Here is a 17,082-nt window from a genome sequence, read left to right on the forward strand (position 1 = left end):
CAAGGACGAGCACGGCTCCGACGAGCGTGGCGGTTACGGCAAGGACGAGCGCGGCTCGGACGAGCGTGACTGGGACGAGGAGCGCGAGTTCGTCTACTACGGCGAGGCCAAGGTCGACAAGGACGCCAAGCCGGGTCGCTACGAGCTCAAGGGCTCCTGCGGCGAGGGCGAGCTCGTCGTGCTGCCGCACGGCGGTGTCGACGGTGGTGACGGCGGCGTCAGCACCGGCACCGACCGGGGTCTGGCCACCGGCGGGGCGGGCCTGCTCGGCGCTGCCGCGCTGGGCGGGATCGTGCTGATGCGTCGTCGGCGGACCGATGGTTCGCTCGTCTGACGTGACGGCGACACCGGCCGGCGGCCGCCACGGGAAACCGTGGCGTGCCGCCGGCACGGCCGTCGTCGTCACCATGGCCATGATCGGCGCCGGCATGATCGGCGCCTCCCTCAAGACCACGCCCACTCCCCGACCGCCGCAGCCGCTGGCCCAGGCCGGCCCCGAGGCCACCCCGCCGGCGAGCACCGCCGACGATGCGCTGCCGGTCGACGGGCAGCCGGTCGGTCAGGCCGCGGCCGGGTTGGCCCGTTCGGCGCCGACCAGCATCGAGATCCCCCGGATCGGTGTCAACGCGACGATCATGTCGTTGGGCACCAACCCGGACGGCACCGTCCAGGTCCCTCCGCTGGACAAGGCCGACCAGGCCGGGTGGTACGAGCCCGGAGCGAGCCCGGGCGAGACGGGCAACGCGGTCATCGTCGGGCACGTGGACTCGGCGGTGCTCGGCCCGGCCGTCTTCTTCGACCTCGGCGCTCTCACCCCCGGCGACACCGTCACCGTGCGCCGCGCCGACGGAGTGCCGGCCACCTTCACTGTCGACTCGGTGAAGTCGTACCCGAAGACGGCCTTCCCCACCGAGCTGGTCTACGGACCGACCGACCGGCCCAGCCTGCGGGTGGTCACCTGCGGCGGCCAGTTCGACCAGGCCGCGAAGAGCTACCCGGACAACATCGTCGTCTTCGCCACCCTGGCGGCCTGACCGGCGGCGCAACGAAACGCGGTCCGGCCGGTCGGGTCACCCCGACCGGCCGGACCGCGTCCGGCGTACCTGACTCAGGCGGCCGCGGAGGTCCGTACCAGGGTGCGGATCTGGCGCAGCAGCACCGACAGGGCGGCGAGATCCGCCCGCGACTCGTCGAACTCACCCATCGCCCGCCGGGCCCGGTGGATCGAGGTGGCGTTCGACTGCTCCCACTGCTGTACCCGCTCGTGCGGCGGCAGGTCGCCCGGGGTGGAGTCGAGTACCTCCGCGGTGAGCGCGGCCAGCGCGGCGTACAGGTCGTACCGCAGCGCCATCCGGGCCAACGTCTGCCAGCGGTCCTCCCGCGGCAGCAGGGAGATCTTCGACAGCAGCGAGTCCACCCGGAACAGGTCCGACAGCACGAAGTAGACCGAGGCCACCTCGCTGACGTCCCGCCCGCTGGCGTTCGCGGTCTCCACCACGTCCATCAGACCGAAGCTGTACATCAGCCGGGTCGCCCGCTCCGCCAGCTCGCGGGGCAGCCCACGCTCGGTCATCGAGTCCATGTGCGCGGCGATGCCCTGGCGCTCGTTGCCGTAGAACAACTCCTCCAGCCCCGGCAGCAACCGGGTGACCCCGTCGCGCAGTCGGGCGATCTCGGCCGGAACGTCGATCGGCGAGCGCCGGTTGGAGACCAGCCACCGCACCGCCCGGTCGAGCAGCCGACGGGTGTCCAGGTAGACGCTGGTCTGCAGCTCCGGCGCCACCTTGTTGTCCAGCGCCTCGACCGCGTCCCACAGGTCGCGCAGGCCGAACACCTCGCTGACCACCACGTACGCCCGGATCACGTCGGCCGCGCTGGCCGCCGTCTCCTCGACCACCCGGAAGATGAACGAGATGCCACCCCGGTTGATCGCCTCGTTGACCAGCACTGTGGTGACGATGTCCCGGCGCAGCCGGTGCCGGCCCATCCGGTCGGCGAACCGCTCGCGCATCGGCGTCGGGAAGTAGTTGACCAGGACGTCGGTCGTCCACTCCTCGTCGGCCAACCCCTCGGTGAGGATCTCCCGCTCCAGGACGATCTTCACGTACGCGAGCAGCACCGCGAACTCCGGCGCGGTCAGGCCGGATTCGCTGCGGACCGCCAGCTCCTCGTCCGGCGGCAGCGCCTCCAACGCGCGGTCCAACCCGCCCGACCGCTCCAGCTCGTTGATCATCCGGCGGTGCACCGGAAGCAGCGAGGCGGCCTGGGCCTGGGCGTTGTTGATCGCCCGAGCCTGGTCGTAGTTGTCCCGCAGCACCAGCTCCGCGACCTCGTCGGTCATCCCGGCCAGCAGCTCGTCCCGGTCGGCCATGGTCAGCTCACCATCGGCCACCGCCGTGTTGAGCAGGATCTTGATGTTCACCTCGTGGTCGGAGGTGTCCACCCCGGCCGCGTTGTCGATGAAGTCCGTGTAGATCCGGCCACCGGTCAACGCGTACTCGATCCGGCCGAGCTGGGTCCAGCCCAGGTTGCCGCCCTCGCCCGCCACCCGGCAGCGCAGGCTGCGCCCGTCCACCCGGATCGCGTCGTTGGACTTGTCGCCCACCTCCGCGTTGGTCTGGGTGGAGGCCTTGACGTAGGTGCCGATGCCGCCGTTCCAGAACAGGTCCACCGGGGCGGTCACGATCGCCTTCATCAGATCCTGCGGCGACAACTGCGTGACGTCGTCGTCCAGGCCGATCGCCGCCCGGACCTGCGGCGTGATCGGGATGGACTTCGCGGTACGCGGGAAGATGCCGCCACCTGCCGAGATCAGCTCCGGGTTGTAGTCCTCCCAGGAGGACCGGGGCAGGTCGAACAGCCGTCGACGCTCCGCGTACGAGGTGGCGGCGTCCGGCTCCGGGTCGAGGAAGATGTGCCGGTGGTCGAAGGCGGCCACCAACCGGATGTGCTCGGAGAGCAGCATCCCGTTGCCGAACACGTCGCCGGACATGTCGCCGACGCCGACCACAGTGAAGTCCTGGGTCTGGGTGTCCAGGCCCAGCTCCCGGAAGTGCCGCTTGACCGACTCCCAGGCGCCCCGGGCGGTGATGCCCATCTTCTTGTGGTCGTAGCCGGCGGATCCGCCGGAGGCGAATGCGTCGCCCATCCAGAAGTTGTGGGTCTTGGAGATCTCGTTGGCAATGTCGGAGAACGTCGCGGTGCCCTTGTCGGCCGCCACGACCAGGTACGGGTCGTCGCCGTCGTGCCGGACCACGTCCTCGGGCGGCACGATCTGCCCGCTGACGATGTTGTCGGTGACGTCCAGCATCGCGCCGACGAACTCCTGGTAGCAGGCGACGGCCTCGTCCCGGTCACCCGGCTTCTGCTTCAACACGAAGCCGCCCTTGGCGCCGACCGGCACGATCACTGTGTTCTTCACCATCTGCGCCTTGACCAGGCCCAGCACCTCGGTACGGAAGTCCTCCCGACGGTCGGACCAGCGCAACCCGCCCCGGGCCACCGGCCCGAACCGCAGGTGCACACCCTCGAAGCGGGGCGAGTAGACGAAGATCTCGAACTTCGGTCGCGGCGCGGGCAGGTCCGGAATGGCCTGCGGGTCGAGCTTGAACGCCACGTACGCCTTCGGTCGCCCGTCGGCGCGCTTCTGGTAGAAGCTGGTCCGCAGGGTCGCCTCGATCAGCGTCAGGTACGAGCGCAGGATCCGATCCTGGTCGAGGCTCGCCACGTCGTCCAGCGCGCCCCGGATCGTCTCCACCAGCTCACCGCTGCGCTGCTGCCGCTGCTCGGTGCTCGACTCGCCCGGCGCGAACCGGGTCTCGAAGAGCTCCACCAGCAACGCGGCGAGCTTCGGGTACGCGATGAAGGTCTGCTCCATGTAGTCCTGCGAGAAGACAGTGCCGGCCTGCCGCAGGTACTTCGCGTACGCCCGCAGCACCACCACCTGCCGCCAGGTCAGCCCGCCGCGCAGCACCAGCTCGTTGAACCGGTCCACCTCGGCCTCGCCGCGCCAGGCGGCCGCGAAGGCGTTCTCCACGTGCGGGCGCACCTCGGCCAGCTCGTGATGCCCCTCGGGCAGCATGAGGCCGAAGTCGTACAGGTAGACCCGACCGTCGATCCGGTCCACCTCGTACGGGTGCTCGTCGACCACCCGTACGCCGAGCGAGTGCAGCACCGGCAGCACTGCGGAGAGCATCATCGGCTCGCCGTAGCGGTAGACCTTGAACCGGACGTCCATGGCCTCGGCCAGGTCGGCGCCCGGCACCCGGGTGCCCGGCCGGGGCGCCAACTGCTTGCGGAACAGGTGCATCTCCAGCTGGCCGGGCTCCTCCAGCAGCTCAAGCTTCGCCAGGTCCTTCATCGCCTCGTACGGCGTGTGCCCGTCCTTGTAGCCCTCCGGGAACGCGTCGGCGTACCGGGTGAACAGGTGCTTGGCCTGCTCGTCGCCGAGCTTGCGCTCCAGCACCAACCGGTAGTCGTCGTCCCAGAGCCGGGTCGCGTCGGCCAACTCCTCGGCCAGCAGGTCGGCGTCGATGTCGCCGGGCGGCCGCGTCGGGTCGGTACGGACGATGAAGTGCACCCGAGCCAGCATCGACTCGGTGACCCGGGTGGTGTAGTCCACCCCGACGCCGTTCAGCTCACGCAGCAGGATGTCCTGCATGCGCAGCCGGTTCTGGGTGGTGAACCGGTCCCGGGGCAGGTAGATCAGGCAGGAGATGAACCGCCCGTACGCGTCCCGACGCAGGAAGACGCGCAGCTGCCGGCGGCCGGCCATCCGCAGCACGCCGACAACCGCGTGGTAGAGGTCGTCGGTCTTGATCTGGAAAAGCTCGTCGCGCGGGTAGGTCTCCAGGATCTGGATCAGATCCTTGCCCGAGTGGCTGCGCTGGCTCAGGCCGGAGCGGTCCAGCACCTCGGCCACCTTGCGGCGTACCACCGGCAGCTCCCGGACGCTCGTCCGGTAGGCGGCCGTCGAGAACAGGCCCAGGAAGCGGCGCTCACCGATCACGTCACCGGCGGAGTTGAAGATCTTGAAGCCGATGTAGTCCAGGTACGCCGAGCGGTGCACAGTGGCACGGGAGTTGGCCTTGGTGATGATGAGCAGGCGCTTCTCCAGCACCTTCTCGTGCGCCTCGGGCGTCATCGACGACAGCGACCGCGCATCCGGCGAGTCGGAGCGCAGGATGCCCAGACCGGTGCCGAGCACCGCCTCCAACGCCTTGCCGTCGACCGGGTCCGCGGCGTCGCCGCCGTCGGCGTCCACCAGCCGGTACTCGCGGTACCCGAGGAAGGTGAAGTGGTCCTGGGCGAGCCAGCGCAGCAGCTCCACCGAGTCGGTGATGTCCTTCTCCGGCACCGGTGGGCGGTTGTCGGAGGTACGGGCCGAGGCCAGCTCGTCGGCGAGCGCGAGGGCACGCTGACGCATCTTCGGCCAGTCCTCCACCGCCTCCCGCACATCGGTGAGCACCCGCTGCAACTCGCGGCGCAACCGGTCCCGTTCGGCCGCGTCCCGAACCGGGTCGATCTCGATCCGCATCCAGCTCTCGATGATGTCGCCGGAGATCGCGTCGTCCGGCTCCACATCCGCGGAAACCTCGGTGAGCCGGCCCAGCGGCTCCCGCCGCACCACCACCAGCGGGTGCACCAGCAGGTGAACGTCGAGGTGGTACGAGTTGAGCAGCGCCGTCACCGAGTCGACCAGGAACGGCATGTCGTCCGTGACGATCTCGACGACAGTGTGGTGCTGGTCCGCGTGCGGTTCGTGGATCCGCAGCTTCAACTCACCCGGCACCCGCTGCTGGGCGAGATCCCGGTGTGCCCGGGCCGCGTCGAGCATCTCTTCCGCCGTGAAGCCGACCAGCTCCTCGTCCGGGGCGAACCGCCAGAAACGGCCGACAAGTGTCGCCGCGTCGTGGTCGTCCCCCGCGAGCGCGACGGCCTGGGCCACCAGGCGCTCCGCGTTGGGGACTGGTTCGTCGAGCTCGGCGTCCTCCACGTCGTCGGCCAGCGCCTCGGCTGGCAGACCCAGATCGTAGATGGTGTCGATGCTCGACCCGGTCAGCCCGGTGACGCCCGTGTCGAGTCGGCCGTAGCCGTCCCCGTCGGTCGCCGAATCGAAGCTGTCATCGTCCCGGCCGGAGTCATCCTGCCGGAGGTCGGGTTCCGGTTTGATCGCCGGACGCCGGTCCATCGGTGCCACTCCCCTCGACCCACCGCGTTGTGGGTCACTCTGCCGCCCAGCCTAGGCCCTGCCGTTGTGCGCCTTCGTCGGCGGACCACTGGCCAGACGTCCGGATCGGGACTTTGTCCTTTCACCCGTTGCGGGTCCGAGGTTGGCCGGCTGCGGGATACCCCGCCACGCGATGTTCATCACACGGGCGCGGCCCGTCTTTGAGCGCGGCCGAGCACCTGGGGGACGTTGGGGACGGCGTTCGCGTACTACCGTGCGAGGGCAGTCCGAGATCGGAAGGACCAGCTTCATGCCCTTGTCGTACCCCCGGCCCCACCGGCCGAACCCCGCCCGACGGCTGACCGCCGCCGTCGCCACGGCCCTGCTCGCGGCGGGTGTCCTGGTCGGTTGTTCGGGTGACGACGGGCCGCAGCGCTCCGTCGACGCCTTCCTCGCGGGCTGGCGCAGCGGTGATCTCCAGTCGGTTGGTCTGATCGACCCGCTCGGCTCGAAACTGCCGTCGGCCGACGTGGCGCGCGAGATCAAGGACCTCTCCGGTGAGCTGGCGGCGACTCCGCCCACGCTGACGCGTCGCGGCGAGCCGAAGATCACGAAGGACATCGCGACAACTACCGTCCAGGTGGAGTGGACCCTGCCCGGTCAGACCCGCTGGGCGTACGACCGGGAGGTGCGGCTCGCCCACGGCGACGACGACCAGTGGCAGGTGATCTGGGACCCGAAGGTGGTGCACGAGCAGCTCACCAAGGGCGACCGGTTGGCGCTGCGTCGCGACGCCGGTGCCCGCGCCGCGCTGCTGGACAACGCCGGGAAGCCGCTGGTGACCCCGCGCCCGGTGGTCCGGGTGGGTGTGCAGCCCAACGGGGTCACCGACCTCAAGAAGCTCGTCAAGGACCTCGACGCGGCGTTCAAGGCGATCCGCCCTGCGCTGGTCCCCGGCGTCGACCTGGCCGACCTGCCCGACCGGGTGGCCAAGGCCGAGCCGGGTGCCTTCGTCGAGGTGGTGTCGCTCCGCGAGGAGGCGTACCGGCAGATCAAGCCCCGGATCTACGACCTGCCCGGCACCAAGTTCGTCTCCGACAAGATCGACCTGGCGCCCACCCGCGAGTTCGCCCGCGCGTTGCTCGGCTCGGTCGACCCGGCGCAGGCCGACGACCTCACCGCACACCCCGACCGGTACGTCGTCGGCGATCTGGTCGGGCACGGCGGGCTTCAGGGCCGCTACGACGAACGACTGCGCGGCGGCCCCGGGCTGACAGTGGTGGTCGAGCGTCCGACCGAGGGCGGCAAACTCGAACCCACCGGCACCGAGCTGTTCCGCCGGGAGCCGCAGCCCGGGCAGGCCCTGAAGACCACGCTGGACGTCGCCGTCCAGAACGCGGCCGACGGGGCACTGCGCGCCGAGTCGCGCCGGTCCGCACTGGTGGCGATCCGGATCAGCGACGGTGCCGTGCTCGCCGCAGCGAACGGCCCCGGCCCGGCCGGGGAGAATCTGGCCTTCGACGCCCAGGTGCCTCCGGGCTCCACGTTCAAGATGGTCAGCACGCTGGGCCTGCTGGACCGGGGCGCTGTCACGCTGGACGGCCCGGTGGACTGCAAGAAGACCTTCACCGTGGACGGCCGGTCCTTCAAGAACTCGGACAACTTCGAGCTCGGTTCGGTGCCGTTCCGCACCGACTTCGCCAAGTCCTGCAACACGGCGTTCGCCGCGCTGGCCCCGAAGCTCGGCGGCGACGGGCTGGCCGCCGCCGGCCGCTCGCTGGGCCTGGAGGGTCAGTGGGACCTCGGCACTGACGCCTTCACCGGCAAGGTCTCCACGGGCGGCAGCCTGGCCGAGCAGGCCGCCGCGTCGTTCGGGCAGGGCACCACGCTGGTCAGCCCGCTCGCCATGGCCGGCGCCACCGCCGCGGTCGCCCGCGGCCGCTTCGAGCAGCCGAAGCTGCTGATCGACCCGGCGCCGGCCAAGCCGGCACCGGCAGGCGAGCAGCTCAAGCCGGAATCCGTGGCGGCGCTGCGCACGATGATGCGCGAGGTGGTCACCGCCGGCACCGGCAGCGCGCTCAAGGACGTGCCGGGAGAGGTGTACGGCAAGACCGGCACCGCCGAGTACGACGACAACCCGGCGCACACCCACGCCTGGTTCGTCGGTTGGCGGGGCGACGTGGCGTTCGCCGTCTTCGTGGAGAAGGGCGGGGCCAGCACCGCCTCGGCCGTCCCGATGGCGGAGCGCTTCCTGCGCGCCCTCCCGACCTCCTGACCCCACGCCCTCCCGGCGCCCAACCTTGATCGACTCGGTTTCGCTGAACCTGCGGTGCCCAAGCCCCTCGGGCACCCCCGGAATCACGGAAACCGAGTCGATCAAGGCTATGGGGCCGGGGGCCGGGTCAGGCGGTGTCGGCTTCGTGCCTTTCGGGCGGGTTCTGTGTCGACGGGGTGGTACGTCGGAGGAGACCTGGGCCGGCCGACGCCGGCGGGCCGACCGGTTCGCGCTCGACCAGGGCCGCGACAGCGGCCGCGACACCCGACGGCTCGGCGTGGGCCCGTCCACCAGTGCCGGCTGACTCCGCCTCGGCCGGTACGTCGTGCGGCACCGCGCTCACCGACGAACCGACGCCGTTGACACCGACGCCGGCAGACCCGACATCGGTAGACCCGAGCCCAGCAGGCCCGACATCAGCGGGGTCGGTGTCAGCAGGGTCGATGCCAGCGGGGTCGATGTCAGCGGGGAATTCACGCCTCGCAACCCGCTCAGCACTGTCGAGCCCGTCAAGCCCAGCCAGCCCGTCGAGCCGCTCGGCACGGGCGGGACGCTCGGCACGGTCGAGCCGCTCGGTGGCGGTCGCGGGCCGGCCGTTGCCGCGCCGCGGGGAGGGCGTCGGCCGGGCCGACAGCAGTCGGGGCGGCACGGCTTCCGGGGCGGTCACCGGTGCCAGACCGGCGACCACTGTGTTGACGATCTCGGCCGCGTACGAGCCGTCCGGGTCGTAGTCGGGATCGAAGACGGTCAGCTCCACACCGAGGCAGTGCGGGGTGTCGACCAGACCGGCGAGCAGGATCTCCAGCTCGACGAAGGCGATTCCACCCGGGTCGGGGGCGTCCACTGCGGGCATCACCGCCGGGTCGAGCACGTCCACGTCGATGTGCACCCAGTAGCCCGCGCAGTCGGCGAGTTGCTCGTGCGCCCACTGGGCCGTCCGGGCGGCACCTTCGGCACGCAGCGCCGGCACCGGTCGGGTGGTGATCCCGGCGGCCTGGAGGTCGAGCCGGTATTCGTCCTGAGCACGGATGCCGAGCACCACCACGTCGATGTCGCGGAAGTAGGGCCGGCGGCCCTCCAGCGCGGCCAGGTCGGCCTGCCCTCGCCCGGTGACCAGGGCCAGGTCCTCACCGGCGGCCGCGCCGACGTAGGAGGCGTTACCGGGGTGCCGGAAGTCGGAGTGCCCGTCGACGAAGACCAGCCCGATCCGCCCGCCGACGGCCTCGCCGAGGCGGTGCATGGCCAGGGCCGAGCCGAGGAGCACGGAGCAGTCGCCACCCAGCACCACCGGGAACTCGCCCCGGTCGATGATCGAGCCGATGCGCTCGGCGAGGGCCAACGAGTAGTCGGCGATCTCCCGGGCGTGGCACACCCCGTCGCCGGGCCGCCAGTCCCCCGGGTCGTACCGCGCGGGGGTGACGCAACCGGCGTCGCGGGCGCGGAGCCGGGCCAGCAGGTCGTGGTCGCGCAGCGCCCCGGGCGCTTTGGCGCAACCCGGGACCGACGTTGGAGTCGGCGGCCGTAGACCGAGATTTGTCGGCGCGTCGAGGACGGCGATCCGGCGCATCGTGAGCTCCCGTCCTCGGTGGTCGGGCGGGCCGGCCGGAACGCCGGCCCGCGCTGGCGTGCTACGAACTCAGAACAGGGCGCTGGCCAGAGCCCGACGCGCCGAGGCGACCGCCGGATCGTCCGGGCCGGCAATGGAGAAGAGCGAGACCAGGTGCTGGCGAACCGTCTCACGGTCCTCACCGGCGGTGCGCCGGACCAGACCGACGAGCCGCGCGTACGCCTGCTCGGCCAGGCCGCTGAGCACCTCGATGTCGGCGGCCAGCAGCTGGGCGGCAACGTCGTCGGGGGCGCTCTCGGCGGCGGCCAGCGCTGTGGACGGGTCGGCGCCGGCCACCCGACGGGCCACCCCGACCTGGGCCAGCCCCGCCGTGGCCGCGGCGTCCGCCGGGGCGTCGGCGAGGATCTTCCGGTACGCCTGCTCGGCGGCGTCCAGATCGCCGCTCATCAGCGCGTCGTCCGCCTCGTCGAGGCGGGGGTCCTCCGGCTCGGCGACGGCCACGCCGCCGGCCTTGAGCACGGCCTGGAGCCACTGCCGCAGCTGTGCCTCGGGCACCACTCCGGAGAAGGCGTCGACCGGCTGACCGCCGACGACCGCGTAGACCATGGGGATGCCCTGCACCCGGAACATCTGGGCGATTCGGGGATTTTCCTGCACGTCGACCCGGGCCAACACCCAGGTGCCGCCGCCCTCGGCGTTCAGGCGCTCCAGGACCGGGGCGAACTCGTCGCTCTCCGGGAAGCCGGCCGCGCCGAAGAACACGACGACGGGCGTGGCCATCGAGCGTTCGAGCACGTCGGACTGGATGGTCGCCTCGGTGACATCCACGATGGCGGTGTCACCGCCGGCGGTGGGCGCGCCGGGGGCGCCGTTGGACGGGCCGCCCTGCGGGGGCGTGCCGGGGCGGGTACTTGCTGGTGCGGGGCCACGCAGCGTGCTGAGGTCGACCGCGCCGCGGGTGAAGATCGACGAGGTGATCCGTGGGTCGCTCATGGTTACCTAGTCTCGCACGTGAGCCCCCGATCTCAGCTCACCCGCAACCCCGACGTTGCAACTCTCACGCCCCGCCCGCACCCCCCGCGATCTTGCACATTCTGTCGCCGGTACGCCGCATTCATGCCTTATGTCGGCACAGAATCTGCAAGATCGACGGGGGTGGGGGTGGGGGTGGGGGCAGGGGTTAGAAGCGGGCTGGCTCTCGGTAGGTGCCCCACTCGGCGCGCAGGGCGTCGCAGATCTCGCCCAGGGTCGCCTCGGCGCGGACCGCGTCGAGCATGGCGGGAATCATGTTCTCGTCGGTGCGGCTCGCGTCGATCATCCGGGTCACCGCCGCGCGGACCGCCGACTCGTCCCGCGCGCCCTTGCGCTCGGCGAGCACCCGGCGCTGCTCCAGCTCCACCTCGTGCGAGATGCGCAGGATCTCCAGCTCCTTGGCGACGGTGCCGCTGTGGCAGTTGACCCCGACGATCTTCTTGTCGCCCTTTTCGAGGGCCTGCTGGTAGACGAAGGCCGACTCGGCGATGTGCCCGGTGAACCAGCCGTCCTCGATACCGCGCAGGATGCCCGAGGTCATCGGGCCGATCTGGTGCGGGCCGTCCCCGCCGAGCTGCCGGATCCGGGCGAAGATCTCCTCCGCCTCGGCCTCGATCTTGTCGGTCAGCGCCTCGACGTACCAGGAGCCGCCGAGCGGGTCGGCCACGTTGACCACACCGGTCTCCTCCATCAACACCTGCTGGGTACGCAGGGCGATTTCGGCCGACTCGTCGGTGGGCAGCGCCAGGGTCTCGTCCAGCGCGTTGGTGTGCAGCGAGTTGGTGCCGCCGAGCACCGCCGCGAGAGCCTCGACGGCGGTCCGCACGACGTTGTTGACCGGCTGCTGCGCGGTCAGCGACACCCCGGCGGTCTGCGTGTGGAACCGCAGCCACAGGGCCTTCTCGCTGGTCGCGCCGTAGACGTCGCGAAGCCAGCGGGCCCAGATTCGGCGGGCGGCACGGAACTTGGCGATCTCCTCGAAGAAGTCGAGGTGCGAGTCGAAGAAGAAGCTCAGGCCCGGCGCGAAGACGTTCACGTCCAGCCCACGCGAGAGACCCAGCTCGACGTAGCCGAAGCCGTCCGCCAGGGTGTACGCCAGCTCTTGCGCCGCTGTCGAGCCGGCCTCACGGATGTGGTAGCCGGAGACCGACAGCGGCTTGTAGCGCGGAATCTCCCGGGCGCAGTACTCCATCAGGTCGCCGATCAGGCGCAGGTGCGGCTCCGGGTCGAAGAGCCACTCCTTCTGCGCGATGTACTCCTTGAAGATGTCCGTCTGCAGGGTGCCGTCCAGCTTGGACAGGTCGGCGCCCTGCCGCTCGGCGGCGACCAGGTACATGCAGAACACCGGCACCGCCGGGCCGGAGATGGTCATCGAGGTGGTGACGCCGGCCAGGTCGATGCCGTCGAAGAGCGCCTGCATGTCGGTGGCGGTGTCGATGGCCACGCCGCAGTGGCCGACCTCGCCGAGCGCCTGCGGGTCGTCCGAGTCGCGACCCATCAGCGTCGGCATGTCGAACGCCACCGAGAGCCCGCCGCCGCCGGCGCCGAGGATCATCTTGTAGCGCTCGTTTGTCTGCTGGGCGTTGCCGAAGCCGGCGAACTGCCGGATCGTCCAGGTCCGCCCGCGATAGCCGGTCGGATACAAACCCCGGGTGTACGGATACTCGCCCGGCCAGCCGATCCGTTCGAACCCCGGATAGGTGGCGCCCTCCGGCGGCCCGTACACCGGCTCCACCGTCATGCCGGAAAGTGTCGTGAAGTCCGCGTCCCGCTTGCGCGCGGCGTCGTACCGGGCCTGCCAGCGCGCCCGTCCGGCGTCGATCTCGTCGGCGTCCATGAGCAGGGCTCCTCCTCGGGTCCTCGACTGCACGTCGAGTGTAAGGCCCCTACCTGAACGATCGCTAAGTCAGCCCGTACTCACGGGTAACGGCGAGCGCCCGCGTCGACGACCGCATGATCGACGTGGAGATCGGGTCAGATCGCGCCGCGCACCCCTCAGATTGGGGGCGTGGTGGGGGTTTCGCTCATCGCCAGGTCGTCGACCCGGATGTTGACCTCATCGACCCGCAGCCCGAAGGTCTCGACCGCCTCGGTCACTCGAGCGCGCACCTGAGCGCTGACCTCTGCCACCTGTCGACCGGCCTGGATCACCAACACCAAGTTGACCACTGCGGCGTCCTCGGTCACGTGGGCCGAGCAACCCCGTCGGGCGTCACCCACCTGGTCCAGCCCGACCCGGTCGAGAACCGCGTTGAAGAACCGGGCGACGTCCCCGCCCAGGTCGGCCACGCCGGGCACCGCGCGGGCCGCCGCGACGGCGATCTTCTCGATCACCTCGTCGGCGACCTGAGTCGTCCCGCCAGCCGGCGCCGACGCCCTGGTCAGCTCCCGCGTTGCTTCCAGGTCCACAGTCGCTCCCCTGCTCCTCACACCACCGAGTCAGCCGTCAGGTTGTTGGGCAGCCGCGCCTCAGGCTCCGGCTGCCGCGCCCGGCTGGTTCAGCTCGATGTCGTCCACCGTGACGTTGACCTGGGTGACCGTCAGGCCGTACTTCTCCACCGCCTCGATCACCGCGGCCCGCACCGCCTCGGTCACGTCGGCCACCACGTGCCCGGCGTCGATCACCAGGACCACGTTGATGACGGCCGCGCTGCCCTTCACGTCGGCCGAGACACCCCGGCGAGCATCGCCCACCGTGTCCAGGCCGACCTTGTCCAGCACACTGTTGAAGAACCGGGCCACGTCACCGCCGAGATCGGCGACACCGGGCACCGCGCGAGCGGCCGCACCGGCGATCTTCTCCACGACCTCGTCGGAGACCGACGTGACACCCCGGGCCGCGCCCGTGGCGGGCTGCACTGCGCCGGCGTTCTCCACCGCGTCCGTCATGATCGCATCTCCCCTGGTCCCGGTGCACTGTGGACCGACCGGCTCGTCAGCCCGCTTCGCGGAAGCCTCACGTGCGGCCACGCGCGGCGAGCCTACTAAAACCAGAGCGACCTTCGCTTGCGGGCGTGAGACGCACTGCGCCGACCGCACCAGCGACGACGTCCGTCCGCACCGGACCGTGTCGGCCCGGCTCGTGCAGGTCGATGCACCGGTCGGCGGAACGCCGGGTCAGCGCGCGAGCTGGGCGAGCAACTCGTCAGCCGCCGTGTACGGGTCGGTGGCGCCCTCGGCGACCTTGGTGGCGAGCGTGGCCAACTCCGTACCGTCGCGTAGTGAGCCGATCCGGGCGCGGAGGATGCCGAGCGCGATCGCCTCGATCTCGGCGGCGGCCCGCGCCTCCTGGCGGCGGCGCAGCTCGCCGTGCTCGACCAGCCAGCCCCGGTGCTTGTCGATGGCGGCGGCGATGTCGTCGATGCCCTCGCCGCGGGCGGCGACCGACCGGACCACCTGGGGCCGCCACTGCCCCGGCCCGCGCTCACCGAGCGCGATCATGCCCTGGATGTCACGGACTGTGGCGTCGACGCCGTCCCGGTCCGCCTTGTTGACCACGAACACGTCGGCGATCTCCAGGATGCCGGCCTTGACCGCCTGGATCGCGTCGCCCATTCCGGGTGCGAGCAGCACCAGCGTCGTGTCGGCGAGCGAGGCGACCTCCACCTCGGCCTGCCCGACGCCGACCGTCTCCACCAGCACCACGTCGCAGCCGGCGCCCTCCAGCACCCGGACCGCCTGCGGCGTCGCCGCGGCCAGCCCGCCGAGGTGCCCCCGGCTGGACATCGACCGGATGTAGACACCCGGATCGGTGGCGTGGTCCTGCATCCGCACCCGGTCACCGAGGATCGCTCCGCCGGTGAACGGGCTGGACGGGTCGACCGCCAACACTCCCACCCGGTGCCCGCGCGCCCGCAGCGCGCGGACCAGCTCGTTCGTGGTGGTCGACTTGCCCACCCCGGGTGAACCGGTCAGCCCGACCACCTGGGCCTGCCCGGCGTACGGCGCCAGCGCCGCGGCGATCGCCGGCAACAGCGCGTCACCGTTCTCCACCAACGTGATCAGCCGGGCCACCGCGCGGGGGTCCCCCGTGCGGGCCCGCTCGACCAGCAGCGGTACGTCCCGGCTGCGGCGCACCGATGTGGCGGCCGCTGCCGGGACGTGCTCAGCCTCGCTCACTGGCTGGCCGCGGCCTTGCCCGGCACGTGGATGATCAGCGCGTCGCCCTGGCCACCGCCGCCACAGAGCGCGGCAGCGCCGGTGCCACCGCCGCGCCGCTTCAGCTCCAGGGCGAGGGTGAGGACGAGGCGCGCGCCGGACATGCCGATCGGGTGACCCAGCGCGATCGCGCCGCCGTTGACGTTGACCTTGTCCGGGCTGATCCCCAGATCCCGGGTGGACTGGACACCGACCTGCGCGAACGCCTCGTTGATCTCGATGAGGTCCAGGTCCGCCACGCTCAGGCCGCCCTTCTTCAGGGCGTGGTTGATCGCGTTGGACGGCTGCGAGTGCAGGGAGTTGTCCGGGCCCGCCACGTTGCCGTGCGCACCGATCTCGGCCAGCCAGGTCAGTCCCAGCTCCTTCGCCTTGGCCTTGCTCATCACGAGCACCGCGGCGGCACCGTCGGAGATCGGCGACGAACTGCCGGCGGTGATGGTGCCGTCCTTGGCGAAGGCGGGGCGCAGCTTGGCCAGCGACTCGACAGTGGTGTCCGGGCGGATGCCCTCGTCCTCGGTGATCACCAACGGGTCACCCTTGCGCTGCGGGATGACCACCGGGGCGATCTCGTCGGCGAAGTGGCCGTTCTTCTGCGCGGCGGCGGCCCGCTGGTGGCTGGCGGCGGCGAAGGCGTCCTGCTCCGTGCGGGAGATGCCGTGCTTGGCACCGAGCCGCTCGGTCGACTCGCCCATCGAGCAGCAGTCCCAGGCGTCGCTGAGCCCGTCGTGCGCCATGTGGTCCTTGACCACCACGTCGCCGTACTTGTAGCCGGTGCGCTGGCCCATCAGCAGGTGCGGGGCGTTGGTCATCGACTCCATGCCGCCGGCCACCACGATGTCGAACTCGCCGGCGCGGATCAGCTGGTCGGCCAGGGCGATCGCGTCCAGGCCGGAGAGGCAGACCTTGTTGATGGTCAGCGCCGGCACGGACATCGGCACGCCGGCCTCGACCGCCGCCTGCCGAGCCGGGATCTGACCGGTGCCGGCCTGCAACACCTGCCCCATGATCACGTACTGGACCTGGTCCGGGCTGACACCGGCACGCTCCAGCGCCGCCTTGATGGCGATCCCGCCGAGCTTCGTGGCCGGGAGGTCCTTGAGGTTGCCCAGCAGCCGGCCCATCGGGGTCCGCGCGCCACTGACGATCACCGAAGCCATGCCTGCCTCCGAGGGGGTGCCGAGCTGTACGCCTTAACGATTGTTCGGTCAGACTAGCGCCATGGCAGAGAACTCCCCCGTCGAGCCCGGTGCGGACTACGTCACAGACATCGGACTTCGCAAGATTGACCACGTCGGGATCGCCGTGGCCGACCTGGACGCCGCGATCGACTTCTACCAGCGGACGTTCGGGATGCGCTGCGTACACGTGGAGACCAACACCGAGCAGGGGGTTCGGGAAGCGATGCTGGCCGTCGGGCCGACCACCGAGGGTGGCTGCGTGCAGCTGCTCGCCCCGCTCACCCCGGAGTCGACGATCGCGAAGTTCCTGGACCGCAACGGGCCGGGAGTGCAGCAGGTCGCGTACACCGTGGTGGACATCGACGCGGCCTGCGCGGCGCTCCGCGAGCGCGGCATGCGCCTGCTCTACGACGCTCCGAGGCGTGGCACCGCGGACAGCCGGATCAACTTCGTCCACCCCAAGGACGCCGGCGGCGTCCTCGTCGAACTGGTCCAACCCGCCCCCACCCCCCACTAACCCCCCACCCCCACCCCTGCCCCTGCCCTGCCCCCACCCCCACCCCTGCCCTGCCCCTGTTGATCAAGAGGTTTGCGTCAGCCTGCGCCCCTCGGGTGACCGAAAGCTCTTGATCAACAGGGAGTGGCGGCCAGCAGGGCCGGGGTGCGCGCACGTCAGTGCGCGGTTGGCGGGGTGGTTGGACAC

Annotated in this window: 11 protein-coding genes and 1 pseudogene; 4 read left to right on the top strand and 8 right to left on the bottom strand. The window is 71.0% G+C overall.

Annotated features, from left to right (window positions below; all coding sequences use genetic code 11):
• Both NIE79_RS04160 and NIE79_RS04165 read left to right on the top strand, forming a co-directional pair.
• On the top strand, positions 1-334 hold a 334-nt coding region (locus NIE79_RS04160; RefSeq protein ID WP_504893274.1), incomplete at its 5' end, for a GVDTG sorting domain-containing protein.
• The gene (locus NIE79_RS04165; RefSeq protein ID WP_274523592.1) at positions 318-1,034 is read left to right on the top strand and encodes a class F sortase; all 717 of its coding nucleotides are present in this window, start codon (positions 318-320) and stop codon (positions 1,032-1,034) included. The genes NIE79_RS04160 and NIE79_RS04165, both read left to right, overlap by 17 nt.
• Before the next feature lie 74 nt (positions 1,035-1,108).
• Here the strand turns inward: NIE79_RS04165 and NIE79_RS04170 are convergent, their stop codons facing one another.
• Positions 1,109-6,190 carry an NAD-glutamate dehydrogenase gene (locus tag NIE79_RS04170; protein ID WP_238677283.1) on the bottom strand — a complete coding sequence of 1,694 codons (5,082 nt, stop codon included), beginning with the start codon at positions 6,188-6,190 and terminating at the stop codon, positions 1,109-1,111.
• Positions 6,191-6,479: 289 nt separating this feature from the next.
• Here NIE79_RS04170 and NIE79_RS04175 point away from each other — a divergent pair, with 289 nt between their 5' ends.
• A complete protein-coding gene (locus NIE79_RS04175) occupies positions 6,480-8,444 on the top strand; it encodes a penicillin-binding transpeptidase domain-containing protein (RefSeq protein WP_238677284.1) in 1,965 nt (654 codons plus the stop codon).
• Positions 8,445-9,015: 571 nt separating this feature from the next.
• Here NIE79_RS04175 and NIE79_RS04180 read toward each other — a convergent pair.
• The 7 genes and pseudogenes from NIE79_RS04180 to NIE79_RS04210 form a co-directional block, all read right to left on the bottom strand.
• A pseudogene (locus NIE79_RS04180) lies at positions 9,016-10,011 on the bottom strand (arginase family protein); the annotation flags it as partial.
• A 69-nt stretch (positions 10,012-10,080) separates the two neighbouring features.
• Positions 10,081-11,004: a tetratricopeptide repeat protein gene (locus tag NIE79_RS04185; RefSeq protein WP_238677285.1), complete on the bottom strand. Its 924-nt coding sequence runs from the start codon at positions 11,002-11,004 to the stop codon at positions 10,081-10,083.
• Between the two features lie 187 nt (positions 11,005-11,191).
• Positions 11,192-12,880, bottom strand: coding sequence for a coenzyme B12-dependent isobutyryl-CoA mutase large subunit (icmA, locus tag NIE79_RS04190; RefSeq protein WP_238677286.1), 1,689 nt, complete (start codon positions 12,878-12,880; stop codon positions 11,192-11,194).
• Positions 12,881-13,038: 158 nt separating this feature from the next.
• Positions 13,039-13,452 (bottom strand): Asp23/Gls24 family envelope stress response protein, encoded by a 414-nt coding sequence (locus NIE79_RS04195; RefSeq protein ID WP_238677287.1) that lies wholly within the window; start codon positions 13,450-13,452, stop codon positions 13,039-13,041.
• A gap of 60 nt (positions 13,453-13,512) precedes the next feature.
• Entirely contained in the window at positions 13,513-13,932 is a 420-nt protein-coding gene (locus tag NIE79_RS04200) for an Asp23/Gls24 family envelope stress response protein (RefSeq protein WP_238677288.1), read from the bottom strand.
• 228 nt (positions 13,933-14,160) lie between these two features.
• Entirely contained in the window at positions 14,161-15,162 is a 1,002-nt protein-coding gene (meaB, locus tag NIE79_RS04205; RefSeq protein WP_238677289.1) for a methylmalonyl Co-A mutase-associated GTPase MeaB, read from the bottom strand.
• Entirely contained in the window at positions 15,159-16,358 is a 1,200-nt protein-coding gene (locus NIE79_RS04210) for an acetyl-CoA C-acetyltransferase (RefSeq protein ID WP_238677290.1), read from the bottom strand. The genes meaB and NIE79_RS04210 overlap by 4 nt, the downstream gene beginning before the upstream one ends.
• Positions 16,359-16,419: 61 nt before the next feature.
• Here NIE79_RS04210 and mce point away from each other — a divergent pair, with 61 nt between their 5' ends.
• The gene (mce, locus tag NIE79_RS04215; RefSeq protein ID WP_112621592.1) at positions 16,420-16,896 is read left to right on the top strand and encodes a methylmalonyl-CoA epimerase; all 477 of its coding nucleotides are present in this window, start codon (positions 16,420-16,422) and stop codon (positions 16,894-16,896) included.
• The last annotated feature ends 186 nt before the right edge of the window (positions 16,897-17,082 follow it).

The sequence above is a fragment of the Micromonospora trifolii genome, assembly GCF_022229005.1.
In the GTDB taxonomy this organism is placed as follows: Bacteria; Actinomycetota; Actinomycetes; order Mycobacteriales; family Micromonosporaceae; genus Micromonospora; species Micromonospora trifolii.

Coding starts and splice junctions, on each gene's coding strand:
- NIE79_RS04165 (WP_274523592.1), top strand. CDS start 318: ATGGTTCGCTCGTCTGACGTGACGGCGACACCGGCCGGCGGCCGCCAC.
- NIE79_RS04170 (WP_238677283.1), bottom strand. CDS start 6,190: ATGGACCGGCGTCCGGCGATCAAACCGGAACCCGACCTCCGGCAGGAT.
- NIE79_RS04175 (WP_238677284.1), top strand. CDS start 6,480: ATGCCCTTGTCGTACCCCCGGCCCCACCGGCCGAACCCCGCCCGACGG.
- NIE79_RS04185 (WP_238677285.1), bottom strand. CDS start 11,004: ATGAGCGACCCACGGATCACCTCGTCGATCTTCACCCGCGGCGCGGTC.
- icmA (WP_238677286.1), bottom strand. CDS start 12,880: ATGGACGCCGACGAGATCGACGCCGGACGGGCGCGCTGGCAGGCCCGG.
- NIE79_RS04200 (WP_238677288.1), bottom strand. CDS start 13,932: ATGACGGACGCGGTGGAGAACGCCGGCGCAGTGCAGCCCGCCACGGGC.
- NIE79_RS04210 (WP_238677290.1), bottom strand. CDS start 16,358: ATGGCTTCGGTGATCGTCAGTGGCGCGCGGACCCCGATGGGCCGGCTG.
- mce (WP_112621592.1), top strand. CDS start 16,420: ATGGCAGAGAACTCCCCCGTCGAGCCCGGTGCGGACTACGTCACAGAC.